General features: G+C 73.2%; 10 protein-coding genes. 4 read left to right on the top strand and 6 right to left on the bottom strand.

All coding sequences use genetic code 11. From position 1 onward, the window contains the following. Positions 1-24: 24 nt before the first annotated feature. Positions 25-489 (bottom strand): SRPBCC family protein, encoded by a 465-nt coding sequence (locus FH609_RS10535; protein ID WP_139666743.1) that lies wholly within the window; start codon positions 487-489, stop codon positions 25-27. 132 nt (positions 490-621) lie between these two features. Next, on the bottom strand, positions 622-2,379 hold the full coding sequence (locus FH609_RS10530; RefSeq protein ID WP_139666744.1) for a serine/threonine-protein kinase: 1,758 nt from the start codon (positions 2,377-2,379) through the stop codon (positions 622-624). Positions 2,380-2,591: 212 nt separating this feature from the next. On the opposite strand from FH609_RS10530, the gene FH609_RS10525 reads away from it, so the two are divergent. Continuing rightward, positions 2,592-3,644 carry an Rv2578c family radical SAM protein gene (locus FH609_RS10525; protein ID WP_139666745.1) on the top strand — a complete coding sequence of 351 codons (1,053 nt, stop codon included), beginning with the start codon at positions 2,592-2,594 and terminating at the stop codon, positions 3,642-3,644. 36 nt (positions 3,645-3,680) lie between these two features. Here FH609_RS10525 and FH609_RS10520 read toward each other — a convergent pair whose 3' ends face one another. Next, positions 3,681-4,490: a Clp protease N-terminal domain-containing protein gene (locus FH609_RS10520; RefSeq protein ID WP_139666746.1), complete on the bottom strand. Its 810-nt coding sequence runs from the start codon at positions 4,488-4,490 to the stop codon at positions 3,681-3,683. An 85-nt stretch (positions 4,491-4,575) separates the two neighbouring features. Next, positions 4,576-5,190 (bottom strand): TetR/AcrR family transcriptional regulator, encoded by a 615-nt coding sequence (locus tag FH609_RS10515; RefSeq protein WP_139666747.1) that lies wholly within the window; start codon positions 5,188-5,190, stop codon positions 4,576-4,578. A 173-nt stretch (positions 5,191-5,363) separates the two neighbouring features. On the opposite strand from FH609_RS10515, the gene FH609_RS10510 reads away from it, so the two are divergent. After that, on the top strand, positions 5,364-6,134 hold the full coding sequence (locus tag FH609_RS10510; RefSeq protein ID WP_139666748.1) for an SDR family NAD(P)-dependent oxidoreductase: 771 nt from the start codon (positions 5,364-5,366) through the stop codon (positions 6,132-6,134). A gap of 90 nt (positions 6,135-6,224) precedes the next feature. On the opposite strand, the gene FH609_RS10505 is transcribed toward FH609_RS10510, so the two are convergent. Beyond that, a complete protein-coding gene (locus FH609_RS10505) occupies positions 6,225-10,283 on the bottom strand; it encodes a discoidin domain-containing protein (protein WP_139666749.1) in 4,059 nt (1,352 codons plus the stop codon). 440 nt (positions 10,284-10,723) lie between these two features. Between FH609_RS10505 and FH609_RS10500 the strand changes: the two genes are divergently transcribed. Beyond that, positions 10,724-11,284 carry an NUDIX hydrolase gene (locus FH609_RS10500; RefSeq protein ID WP_139666750.1) on the top strand — a complete coding sequence of 187 codons (561 nt, stop codon included), beginning with the start codon at positions 10,724-10,726 and terminating at the stop codon, positions 11,282-11,284. An 85-nt stretch (positions 11,285-11,369) separates the two neighbouring features. On the opposite strand, the gene FH609_RS10495 is transcribed toward FH609_RS10500, so the two are convergent. Then, positions 11,370-12,203 carry an aminoglycoside phosphotransferase family protein gene (locus FH609_RS10495; protein ID WP_226961547.1) on the bottom strand — a complete coding sequence of 278 codons (834 nt, stop codon included), beginning with the start codon at positions 12,201-12,203 and terminating at the stop codon, positions 11,370-11,372. Positions 12,204-12,332: 129 nt separating this feature from the next. Here FH609_RS10495 and FH609_RS10490 point away from each other — a divergent pair, with 129 nt between their 5' ends. Next, positions 12,333-13,091, top strand: a complete 759-nt coding sequence (locus FH609_RS10490) for a class I SAM-dependent methyltransferase (RefSeq protein ID WP_139666751.1) — start codon at positions 12,333-12,335, stop codon at positions 13,089-13,091. Positions 13,092-13,133 lie beyond the last annotated feature (42 nt).

Below are 13,133 nucleotides of genomic sequence, written 5' to 3'. Positions count from 1 at the left end.
TCGGCCGGTGGTCGGCCCGCGCGTTCAGCCGGCGGTCGGCGAGCCCCGCTCGGCCTCGGCGGCCAGGTTCTCCAACAGCCGCTCGTAGACGCCCTTCAACACCCGTGGTGCGAAGAGCCGTTCGAAGAAGCCGCCGATGCCGCCGGAGCCCTCCCAGACGGTGCGGACCCGGGCGACGCAGCGGTCGTCCCCGCCGTCCGGGGTGATGGTCCAGGTGGTGACGAGGGTGGAGTCGCGGTCGGTCTCGACCAGGGTGCGCTCCTCGGGTTCGCTGATCTCCAGCACGCACTCCCGCACCCGCTTGCGGGTCGCGTGCAGCCGGAGGAAGATCACGGTGCCGGCGCCCTGGCCGCCCTCTCTGACCTCGTAGTCGGTGAACTCCTCCGGCAGCAGCCTCGGATGGACCTCGCGGTAGTCGGCGAGCGCCGCGTACACCTCTTCCGGCCGGGCGGCGATGACCCGCCGCGCCTCGACCTCAACCTGCGCCATGTCCCTGACTCCCCTGCGTCGTTCCGGTCCCCGCGAGTGGGGCCTACCCAGAAGTAAGCGTCGCAGTGGGGCGGTTCACCCCCTCGGGCGGGGGTGGGCTCGGGTGTTCGCCGGCGACGGGGTAACGGCCCGTCAGCCCTTGCGGCCGGCCGGGGTGGTGCCGTCCCGTCCGAGGTCCCGGAGCGAGGCCCGGTTGAGCCGGCTCGCGGCGGTGAACGCGACGAACGGGGCCGCCAGGCCGCAGCCGAGGAGGAGCAGCGCCAGCAGGATGTCGAACCCCGTGAAGACGGGCGGCAGTTCGGGTAGCTCGCCCAGCTCCCAGCCGTCGTCCATGCCCACGAACCACACCAGGCAGAGCGCGGCCAGGCCGGACCAGAGCAGCCAGTAGCCGGCGGTCAGGCCGACCCAGATCCGGACGGTGCGCTCGGTGTAGCGGGTGAGCCGGGGCCTGGCGTAGGACAGCGCCAGCAGCGCCACGAAGAGCGCGAGCGGCAGGGAGAGGAACCAGTCCGTCTCCTGGGCCCACTCGGTGAGGTTGCCGAAGTTGCGATCGTCCGGGTGCTGGGGGTAATCGTCGATGACGGTGCGCAGTTGGGGCGCGAACGCCGGCAGCGCCATCATCGGCAGCAGCCCCCAGAGGCTGAACGCGAGCCGGCCGAGGCCCTTGTCCTTCACCCAGGGCGCCAGATGCCCGACGGGGCGAGCACGCTTGGGCGGCGCGGGCGTGGCGCTCGCGGTCCCCGGCTCGCCGGGCGGGGCGGTGCGCCGCCCGCGATCGGCGCGTTGCCTGCGCCGGTCGGCCTGTTTCCGGCCCCAGCCGGCCAGTCCGCGCGCGGTGGCCGCCATGGCGCCCCTGGCCGGCTCCCACCAGGGCGCGCGGGCGGCGGCTGCCGCGTCGACCCGGGTCGGCGGGTGCGAGGGCCGGGGCGGCACGACGGCGGTGGGCGCCTCGGAGGCGGCGGAGGCGGCGGCTGTCGCGTTCCGGCCGGGCTGGGGCTCCTCGTCGTGGTACGGCAGGCGCAGCAACTCCTCGGCGCGGCGCGCGATCTCCGCGCTGACCGCGCCCGGCAGCCAGTCCCGGCCCGCCGTGTCGTGCCGGGCGGCCTCGGCCGTCAGGCGCTGCAACGACGGGCGCTCGCCCGGCTTCTTGGCCAGGCACTCCCGGGTCACCCGGGCCAGTTCGGGAGAGAGGCCGGTCAGGTCCGGCTCCTCGTGCACCACCCGGTAGAGGAGTTCGGGCGCCGAGCCCACGCCGAACGGCGGCCGTCCGGTCGCCGCGTGCACCAGCAGCGCGCCGAGGGAGAACACGTCGGCGGCGGAGGCGACCCGTTTCCCCGTGGCCTGCTCGGGCGCCATGTAGCCGGCCGATCCGACGGCGAGGCCGGTGCCGGTCTGGCCGGTCTCGTCGACGGCCCTGGCGATCCCGAAGTCGATGAGCAGCGGGCCCGACTGGGGGAGCAGAACGTTGGACGGCTTGAGGTCGCGGTGGATCAACTGGTGCCCGTGCACCTCGGCCAGGGCCCCGGCCAGGCCGGCCAGCAGCCGCCAGACCGCCGGCTCGGGCAGCGGGCCGTGCTCGGTGAGGACGTCGCCGAGGGTGGGGCTCGGCAGATAGGCCGTGGCCAGCCAGGGACTCGCGGCCTCGGCGTCGGCGGCGACCACCCGGACCGTGCCGGGCCCGGTCAGCAGAGTGGACGCGCGGATCTCCCGCGCGAAGCGGTCCCGGAACCCGGGAACGGCGACCAGCCAGGGGTGGATGCGCTTCAGCGCGACATGGCGCCCGGCGTTCGAACGCCCCAGATAGACCTGGCCCATGCCGCCGGCGCCAAGCCGGCCCAACAGGCGGTAGCCGCCCACCTCGCGCGGGTCGTCCTCGGCCAACGCTTCCATGCGCCCCCGTTCCCCCGGATTCCTCTCGCGGCGTGCGCCGTCGACGAACCGATCATGGCGCCCGCCGTCCACGCCCGGCAAGCGGGTGCGAACCAACAACCGACTTGCGCCCGGGAGTTGACCAGCTCTTCGGACATCTCACCCAAAACCCGGCTTGACAACCCACACTCGAACCTGTGTTCTATTACGCAGGAACGCAGCGAGGAGGCCCCATGCGCTGGAACCAGCTGAGCGAGGCAACGGCGAGCACGCCCGCCGCACTCTTCGGGACGGACGTCGTCAGCCGGACCATCGACACCCCCGAGTTCCGGGGCGTGACCTTCCACGAGGTGCGGGCGAAGTCGATCGTCAACCGGGTGCCCGGCACCTCCCGGATGCCGTTCACCTACACGGTCAACCCGTACCGGGGGTGCACCCACGCCTGCGTCTACTGCTTCGCGCGCAAGACGCACAGCTACCTCGACCTGGACACCGGGCTCGGCTTCGACTCCCAGATCGTGGTCAAGGTGAACGCCCCCGAGCTGCTGCGCCGCGAGCTGTCCGCGCGGCGGTGGCGCGGCGAGCACATCGCGATGGGCACCAATGTCGACTGCTACCAGCGGGCGGAGGGGCGCTACCGGTTGATGCCGGGGATCATCGAGGCGCTGCGCGACCACGCCAACCCGTTCTCCATCCTCACCAAGGGGACGCTGATCCTGCGCGACCTGCCCCTGCTGCGGGAGGCCGCCGCCGTCACCGACGTGGGGATCTCGGTCTCGGTCGGGCTGCTCGACGCGGAGCTGTGGCGCACCGTGGAGCCGGGCACCCCGGCGCCGGAGCGGCGGCTCGACGTGGTGCGGGCCCTGGCCGAGCACGGCATCGGCTGCTCGGTGCTGATGGCGCCGGTGCTGCCCTATCTCGCGGACTCGCCGGGCCAGTTGCGCGCCACGGTGCGCGCGATCGCCGCCGCCGGGGCCACCTCGGTGACCCCGCTCGCGCTCCATCTGCGGCCCGGCGCCCGGGAGTGGTTCATGGCCTGGCTGGCCGAACACCACCCGGGGCTGGTGCGGCACTACGAGGTCCTCTACGGAGACGGCTCCTACGCGCCGCGCTGGTACCAGCGGCGGATCACGGGCCAGGTCCACGAGTTGGCCGCCGAGTACGGGATGGGCCCGGCCTACCCGGGGGCGCACCGCTCGCCGCGCGCGGAGCGTGCGGAACGCGCCCAGGCGCCGGCCCCGGAGCCCGAGCCCGACCCGGGCGCCACCCAGCTCACCCTGCTGTGAGGGCGGCGCCGGGGCGCGCGGGCCGGGCCCGGGCGCTCAGGCCCGCCCCTCCGCGCCGGGCGCCGGCGCCTCCGCACCGGGCGCCTCGCCTGCGCCTGCGCCCGCGCCCGCGAAGACGCTGAGCGCGCGGCGGATGTGCTCCTCGCTGGTCGCCTTGTCGACACCGAGGTCGTTCAGCAGCCCGGAGCCGTCCTCGAACTCCAGCAGCGCCAGCAGCAGATGCTCGGTGCCGATGTAGTTGTGGCCGAGCCGCAGCGCCTCCCGGAAGGTCAGCTCCAGCACCTTGCGGGCGGCCGTGTCGTAGGGCACCAGCGCCGGCGCCTGCTCCACCGGCGCGGGCAGCGCGGCGCGGGCGGCCTCCCGCACGTCGTCCAGGGACACGCCCTGGTCGACGATGACGGCGGAGCCGATGCCCTGGCCGTCGGAGACCAGCCCCAACACCAGATGGGCCGGCACGACCTCGGCGTTGGCCGCGTCCCTGGCCGCGTTGTGCGCGGCCATGACCACGTTCCTGGCCCTGGCCGTGTAGCGGCCGAAGCCCTCGGCCGCGCCCTGCTTGTCCCCCTCCTCCCAACCCGGGGTCGCCGTCGGTGTCTTGGGAACGAACCGCTTCTGGGCCGCCTGGCGGGTCACGCCCATGCGGCTGCCGATCTCGGTCCAGGACGCGCCGGAGCGGCGGGCCTGGTCCACGAAGTGGCCGATCAGGTGGTCGGCCAGCTCACCCAGGTGGTCGGCGGCGATCACCGCGTCGGTGAGCTGGTCGAGCGCGTCGGAGTGCACCTTCTTGATCGCGTCGATCAGATCGTCGAGGCGCACGGGATGCGTCAGTCGCGTTGGTTCCGTCATGGTGTCAACGCTAGGTTGACACTCCCCGACTGTCAACCCGAAGTTGACAGCTGTTGACGGTTGAGGGCAGGCAGGGGTCGGCGGGTCAGGCGGGGCGCGCGGCGGTGCCGGAGGCGCGCAGGGAGGCGATGCCCCCGTCGAGGGCCGCCCTGAGGTGGGCCGAGTCGCCGGTGGCCATCATGATCGCCACCCCGCCCTGAAGCCCGGCCAACAGCGCGGCGGACGCCCGTTCCACGTCGAAGTCCTCCGGGACCAGGCCGCGCGCCCGGAGCGCGCGCATCCCCTCCGCCAGCTGTCCCTGCCAGCGGCGGGTCAGCTCGGCGACGATCGCCCGCGCGCCCGGATGGGACCGCCCGACCTGGTGGAACAGTCCCCCCAACGGGCAGGTGTCGCCCTGCCGTTCGTACCGCTCCAGCACCACATCGCGCCAGCGGTACCACGCGTCCCAGGAGTCCAGGCGGCCCAGGTGCGGCTGCTGGTCCTCCAGCACGCGCTCGGCCTCGAACCGGGCGACGGCGAGCAGCAGTTGGTCCTTGCCGTCGGGGAAGTAGTGGAACAGCTGACTCTTGCTGGTCCCGGTGGCGGCGCGGATGTCGTCGAGCGTGGCCAGGGCGACGCCCCGCTCGCGCAGCACCTCGGCCGCCCCCGCCACGATCCGGGCGCGGGTGGCCCGGCCCTTGGCGGTCAGGTTCTCCGTCATGCGCACCCTCCTGGTTGGACCGACGAGTCCACCCTAGGCGCCCGGGCCGAGGATCGCCCCGGGCACTTCTGGACTTGCTGGTCCATTTTTTGCGACGCACAGTGGGCGGGCGGCCGTCGGGCCGCGCCGTCCTGAGGACGCCGAGCACAGCCGAGCACAACGGGAGCAGCGCCATGGGTGCACGCCTTGAGAACAGGACCGCTCTGGTCACCGGAGCGACGAGCAACATCGGGCAGGCGATCGCCGAGGCGTTCGCCGCGGAGGGCGCGCGGGTGATCGTCTCCGGGCGCAGCGCCGAGCGGGGCGCGCGGGTGGTCGAGGGCATCCGCGCGGCTGGCGGCTGGGCCGAGTTCCTGCCGGCGGATCTCGACGGCAGCGCCGACGCCTCCCGCGACCTGGCCGACCGGGCCCTCGCCGCCCTCGGCGGGCGGATCGACGTCCTGGTCAACAACGCCGGGATCTTCCCCGGCGACACCACCGCAGCCACCGACGAGAAGACCTTCGACCGGGTCTACGCCGTGAACGTGAAGGCGCCGTTCTTCCTGACCGCCGCCGTGGCGCCACGGATGGCGGCGAACGGCGGCGGCAGCGTGATCAACCTGGGGTCGTGGGTGGCGCGGCTGGCCGTGCCGGTCGGCGCGCTCTACGCCTCGTCCAAGGGCGCCGTGGAGACCCTGACCCGGGCCTGGGCGGCCGAGTTCGGGCCCGCCGGGGTGCGGGTGAACGCCATCGCGCCGGGCGTGATCCGCTCCCCCGAGCTGCCCGAGGGCACCCCGCACCCGGCCGACGCCATGGTGCGGGGCACCCCGGCCGGCACCACCGGCAGCCCGGACGCCGTCGCGCACGCGGCCGTCTGGCTCGCCGGCGAGGAGTCGGCGTTTGTCCACGGCACGGTGGTCGACGTGGACGGCGGCCGGGTGGGTGTGGCCGTCATCGCCGCCTGAGCGGCTGAGCGGCTGAGCCACGGCGGTCCGCCCGCCCCGGCCCGGGCCGTCGTGGCCCGGGCCGGGGCGGCGGGAGTCCCCGGGCGCCCGCTAGGGGTCGAGGTGGAAGGTGAAGGTGGACGTCGTGTTCCTGAAGTCCTCCGCGTTGTCGTTGAGTACCAGGTTGTGGAAGGTGGCCTCGCCCACGGCTGGACCCTGACCGGCCTCGGGCATCTCGTTGGCCCACACGCCGATGCCCGACTTGTGGTCGTAGGCGTCGCCGCTGCGTTGGGCGCCCGAGATGGTGACGTTGGTCAACACCGTGTCCGTCACCGGGTGTTCGGGCTGGCCGCCGACGTAGTTGGTCTGGAACATGATCCCGACATAGGTCGGGTCGATGATGTCCACGTCGGTGACCCGGATGCCCTGGAAGACCTCCGAGGCGGAGAAGAGCCAGATCCCGGGGAAGACCTGGTCGCCCCAGAAGTGACCGCCGGCCCGTTCGATGGTGATGTTCTCGAAGTTGGTCGGGATCTCACCGAAGCCGTTCATCGGGTACCCGAAGTCCAGCGAGCTGATGGTGATGCCCGAGTAGACGAGGGTGTCGGCTATGCGGATGTTGCGGAAGGTGTTGTCGTAGCCGCCGTAGACGGCGAGGCCGGCGGCTCGCCAGGTGAGGAGCGAGGTGAGGTTCTCGTAGAGGTTACCCGTCTCGTCGGCGCCCCCCGCGTCAATGGCCGAGAAGAGAGCGAAACTGTCGTCTCCCGTCGCCCTTGTTTCGTTGTTGACCACGTGGTTGTCCGTGGAGCCGTTGGTCATGTTGAGGCCGTCCGCGAACAGGTTTCGCATCCGGGAGTTGCTGATGGTGACCCGGTCGGTGTTGGCGCCCCAGTAGAGGCAGACCATGTGCTCGGTCCAGATGTCGTCGATCACCATGTCGGTGACGTTCGAGAAGTCGAAGACCTTGCCGGGCCCGTCGATCCGCGTGGTGTAGTTGCCCAGGTAGGTGAAGTGGGCGAACGTCGAGCCGCTGGCGGTGCTGTCCGCGCGGAAGCCGATGTCGGTCTCGGTCTGCCCCTGCGGCGCGTGGAAGCGGGTGTACCAGACGCCCGCGCCCAGCACCTCGACGGCGCCGCCGTAGACCTGGAACTTGTTGCTCGTCTCGTAGTCGCCCGGCGGCAGGTAGACGCCGACCAGGGTGCCGGTGGTGTCCATCCGCACCCGGTCCAGGGCGTCCTGGACGTCCTGGTGGCTGAAGCCCTCGGGCTCGGTGTAGGCGGCCTGGTCGGGGTTGGCCCGCGGCGCCACCTGCTCCAGGCTGATGAAGTCGATGGCGTACTCGGTGTCGTTCGCCGCGTCCTTCTGGAGCCTGATGGTGGAGCCCGCCGGAACGGTCCGGTCCAGCAGCAGATGCGCCTCGTCGTAGATGTGGCGCGGTCCGCCCATGCCCGGCGAGTTCCCCGGCTGGGCCTCGTTGCCGTACAACCAGGCATAGCGTGAGGTCAGTTCCAGAACGCCGGCCTGCTCGCCGTCCACATAGACGTTGAGCGTGGAGTCGATCCCGCCGCCGCCGGCGCTGTCCGGGATGGAGAACCGGGTGACCAGGGTGTTGGTCGACTGCGCGGTGGTGAACTCCACGTACTCGCCCGTGGACTCCAGGGTGACCGCCCGCCGGCCCGACGCCTCGCCCGCGAGGTCGCCGACGTCCCGGTTGGGGCCGACCACCTGGGCGCCGCCGCCGACCTCGGCGTCCTCCGCCTCGTACAGCGCGTACGGCATCTGCGCGCCCCGGCCGACGGAGAACGCGCGGGTGTCGGTGTTGTTCTGCCGCTTGGCGGGGATCTCGGCCTCGTCGGCGCCGACCGTGGTGGCCAGGGTGAACGAGCCGTCCGCCGCCTCCCAACTCCCCAGCTGCACGGGCGAGGTGACGTCTCCGGCCGCGATCACCCCGTTGAACGTGCCGCTCAGCGTGGCGACCTGACCGCCGGGACCGGACAGGTTCAGGGTGATCTCGTGCGCGTCGGCGGCGGTGTCGAGGCTGCCCCGGTTGGCCAGCCGGGCGGAGAACGTGACCTCGTCGCCGGCCTGCGGGGTGGCCGGCTCCCAACTCACGCGCTCCACCACCAGATCGGCGCTGGGCACCGGCTCGACCACGACGGGCTCGGGCGCCTCGTACGCGTTGTTGTCCTCGTCCTGCTCGACCACGGTGTTCTCCGGGTCGACCACCGCGCTCACCGGGTAGCTGCCGGCCGGATGGACGCCGACGTCGCCGGCGACCTCGGCGGTCTCGCCAGGCTCCAGGGCACCGACCTCGGCGGTGGCCGCCTCGTCGCCGTCCACGGCGAACGCCACCTCGGTCGCCGGGGACGCCTCGCTGCCGCCGTTGCGGACGGTGGCGGTGAGGGTCAACGGCTCCGACTCCAGCGGCGCCGGCGGCTGCGCGGTCAGCGCGACGACCTCCAGGTCGGGGTTGGGTGCCGGCTCGCCATAGACCTGGAGTTCGGCGACCTGCCCGTTGGGGGCGCCCGTGTTGTCGGTGAACGCCAGCCGCACGTCGGCGGCCTGGCCGCTGACCGGGATGGTCACCGCGTTGCCGCTGCCCGGCGCGAAGGCGTAGTCGGCGGCGCCGACCAGGCTGGTGAACTCGTCCGAGCCCTGCGCCCGGCCCAGCACCTCGATCCGCTGGGTGCGCGCGCCCCAGGCGCTGTCCGTGTTCAACGCCACGACCAGGGAGTCGAGTTCGGCCTCGGCGCCCAACTCGACGGTGAGCTGGCTCGGATAGGCGCCGGACGCGCCCTCCCAGTAGGTGGCGAGGTCGCCGTCGTTGGCGTTGGACGCGACAAAGGTGTGCACGAAGGAGGACGCGCTGATCGGCTTGCCCTCGGCCAACTCGATCGCCTGCGCGTCGAGTTCGCCCTCGTACCGGGCCGGGTCGCTGTCCGCCGAGCGGTTGCCGGCGGCGTCGATCGCGCGCACCGTGTACTCCACGTCGGCGTCGGCCGGCTGGGTGTCGGTGAACGAGGTCACGTCGCCCTCGACGGTGGTGCGGGACACCCCGTCGGCCAGGATCTCGTAGCCGGCGATCCCGTGGTCGTCCTCGGCCGCCGCCCAACTCAGCGCCACCCGGCCCGGGATGGGCGCGGCGGCGGTCAACTCCATTGGTGCGGAGGGTGCCTGGGTGTCGCCCCCGGCCGGGCCGTAGATCTCCAGCTCGCCCAACTGGGCCGCCTCTTCGGCGGTGTTGCCGGTGACCGAGACCCGCAGATAGCGCGCGGTGGTGCTGTCGAAGGCGAGGGTCACGGTGTTCTCGGCGGCATCGGCGTCGAAGAGCGCGTCCTCGGCCGGGGTCAGCTCGGTGAACTCCGCGCCGTCCTGCGAGGCCAGCAGGGTCAACGTCTGGGTGCGGGCCTCGAAGTCGGCCGGCAGCCCGAGCACCACCCGGTTCACCGGGACCGAGGCGCCCAGGTCGGCCTGGAGCCACTGCGGCAGCTCGCCGGCCTCGCTCTGCCAGTAGCTGTCCGTGGCGCCGTCGCCCGCCAACGCGGCGGGCCGGTCGCCCGCCTCGCTGCTGGCGGTGAAGGTGGCCGAGGCGGCGAGGTTCTCCCGGGACTCCTCGGCCCGACGGACCGTCAGCTCGCTCAACTGGGCTGTCTCGGCAGCGCTGTTGGCGGTGATCTCCACCCGGACGAAGCGGGTGCGGACCTCCGGGAGCGGGATGGTGACCCGGTTGTCGTCCGACGGGTCGAAGGTGTGGGTAGCGGTGGCACTCAGCGCGGTGAAGCTCTGCCCGTCCATGCTGCCCTCGACGGCGAGGGTCTGGTCCCTGGCGTCCCAGTCGGCCGGCAGGCTCAGCTCGACGGACTCGATCCGGTGGACCTCGCCGAGGTCGGTGGCGACCCAGGCGGGGAGGTCGCCGGCGGCGCTCTCCCAGTAGGTGTCGTGGTCCCCGTCGGTGACCAGCCCCGCTGGGCCGGCCTCGCCGACGCTGCTCGCCGTCGCCGGCGCGCCGGCGGCCAGCCCAGCCGCGTGGCCGGCCTCCTGGCCGGCGGCGGTGCCGGCGGTGAGCCCGCCGGCGATCAACGCGGCGGTGAGCGCGGCCACTCCCGCGCGGCGGCGTGCTGGTCGTCGTCTCGTGCCCGGTCTGGTGCCCGTCCTGGCCCCTGGTCTCATCTCCTGGCCCCTCATCTCCGGCCTCGTCATCCCTGTGGCACCGCCTTCCGGTGCCTCGCCGCGCTGTTCCTGGCGTGTTCACGCTGCGCGCGAGGTTCACCTCACGCGCACGTTTTTGCGGAGTGCCATTCGAGAGTTGCAGGGACATGCCAGGCTGTCCACCGTTCGCGCACCGGAGATCCCAGGCGTGACGCGGACGGGCGCCGGGGCGGAGCACCGGGAACGCAAGCACCTCTTGCGCGTTGAACTGCGGCTTTCACGGGAATCCGACGCCTCGCGCCGCGAACCCGCAAGAAACGCAAGCGATTTGCGTTCGGCGACGAGGCGGCGCGGCGGCGCCCGGGGCGGCGCATCGGCACCCCGGGGGCCCGGCGGGAGCCCCGGCGCGCGCTCTAGAATCGTCCGGTTGAGCCGCCCCTCCGGAGGTGTTCGCGTTCGTGATGTCCACTCCCCCGCCCACGCCGCCCACGCCACCCCCGTCCGGGCCGCCGCCCGCCGTCCCCCGCACGCCGCGCCGCGCGGCGCGGATCGCCGTGCTGGACCCGGCCGGGGCGATCTTCCTCTTCCGCTACGACAACGAGGAGGTCGGCGTCCACTGGTCGATGCCGGGCGGCGGGCTCGACCCCGGCGAGTCGACCCGCGAGGGCGCGCTGCGCGAACTCCGCGAGGAGACGGGGTGGTTCGACCTCACGCCGGGACCGCTGCTGTGCACCTGGGAACACGACTACACCCGCGTCGGGGTGCCGGTCCGCCAGCACGAGCACATCTACCTCGCCCACGGCCCGCGCCGTGACCTGGGCCCGGGCCTTACGGCGGCCCACGCCGAGGACGGCATCCTGGCCTGGCGCTGGTGGCCACCGGCCGAACTGGCCACCGCCACCGAGGCGTTGTGGCCACCGACCCTCGCCACCCTGCTCGCCGACCATGCCCACACGGGCCCGGTGCACCTGGGCTATGTCCCCAACGAGATCCCCAACGAGGCCCCGCCGGACGGCAGATGACCAACCCGCCCCGGAACGGGGCCCGTTCCCCCCGCGACGCGGGGCGCCCACCGGACGCCTCCTGACCGCCAGGGGCCCGCCCCGTTCACTCCAGCAGGCGCCGGTGCGCGCGGCTCCAGGCCGCGCGGGCGCGCAGTTCGTCGAGGTGGCCCTCGGCGACCCAGGCGACCTGGGGCTGTCGGCCCTGGTCCGCCAGCCGGCCGACCAGGGCGACCGTCTCCTCCTGAACGGCGATGACCGCGTCCACCAGGCCGGCGGTCCCGGGCAGGCCGTAGCCCTCGGCGAACACCGCGATCCGCCGCCGGCGGTCCGGCGGCTCGGCGTAGCGCAGCCAGCGCAGGCACTCGGCGTCGTCGCGGAAGGGCGCGGCGTACTCCAGGGCGTAGGCGATGTCGTGCAGCGGGGCGGCGGGGCGGGCGTAGTCCCAGTCGATCAGGCCGACGGGGCGGCGGCCGCGCCAGACGACGTTCCATGGGCCGAAGTCCCCGTGGCAGACGATCTCTCCCGGCCTCAAGGTGGCGACCCCGGTGCACCAGGCCAGGTCGGCGGACGGCCGGAAGTCGGCCACCGCCCGGTGGTAGTCGCGCAGCAGCCGGGCGAAGGCGCGCAGGCCGTCCTCGTCGACGATCCGGGACCAGCCGTCCTGGCCCGAGTCGCCTTCGAGGTGTTCCAGGATCTCGCGCCCCTCGGCGTCGACGCCCAACAGGCGTGGCGCGTAGGGGAACGCGACCTCGGCCAGGTGCCCGAGCAGGGCGTGCACGGCCGGGCTCCAGGGGTGGGTGGGGCGGCGGACCGTGTTCCCCACCCGCTCCACCCGGCGGTGGGGGGTGTCCTGAAGCACCTCGGACTCCTCGGACTCCTCGGACTCCTCGGACGGTGTGGGCACCTCGGGCATCGCGGGCGGCTCTCCGTTCGGCATGGGCGGAGGGTGCCGCGCCGCCCGGCGCCGGCGCCAACGGATTTCGTTCCGCGAACCCCGCTGCCGCGCCAGGCCGCCCCGCGCCAAACCCGTTCGACACCGTCCGCCGCCTCCGGAAGGCTGGCGCACATGCGACAGGAGGACATCTGGGACGCCAAGGCCGCCCAGAGCTATGACACGCCAGGCACCGGCATGTTCGCGCCCGAGGTGCTGGGCCCCACCGTGGAGCGCCTCGCGCGACTCGCCGACGGGGGCGCGGCGTTGGAGTTCGCGATCGGAACCGGCCGGGTGGCCGTTCCGCTCGCGGAGCGCGGAGTGCCGGTCACCGGCATCGAGTTGTCGCGGCCGATGGTGGAGCGACTGCGCACCAAGGTGGACGAGGCGACGGTCCCGGTGGTGTTCGGCGACATGGCGACCGCCAGCGCCCCGGGCTCGTTCCGACTCGTCTACCTGGTCTTCAACACGATCTCCAACCTGCTCACCCAGGCCGAGCAGGTCGCCTGCTTCCGCAACGCCGCCCGCCACCTGCCGCCCGGGGGGCGGTTCGTCATCGAGCTGTGGGTGCCGGAGCTGCGGAAGCTGCCGCCGGGTCAGCGGGCCGTGGTCTGGCACACGGCGGACGGCTACCTCGCCCTGGACACCTATGACGTGCTGCGCCAGCACGTCGTCTCCCACCACGTCCGGTACGGCGATGTCCGGGACGGGGAGGCCGAGTTGCACGGGGTGTTCCTCAGCCCACACCGCTACGTCTGGCCGGCCGAGCTGGATCTCATGGCCCAACTGGCCGGATTCGAGCTGGAGTCGCGCCATGCCGACTGGGAAGGCGCCGAGTTCACCGCCGAGTCGCGCTCCCATGTCTCGGTCTACCGGCTCCCGAACGGGGGATGAGCCCCGGTCGGGGCGGGGGCTAGCCCCACCCCCGGTAGACGG

The sequence above is a fragment of the Streptomyces sp. 3MP-14 genome (assembly GCF_006334905.2).
Taxonomy (GTDB): Bacteria; Actinomycetota; Actinomycetes; order Streptomycetales; family Streptomycetaceae; genus Streptomyces; species Streptomyces triticirhizae.
Note: the sequence above shows the minus strand (reverse complement) of the source record. Positions and strands in the feature narration are given on the sequence as shown.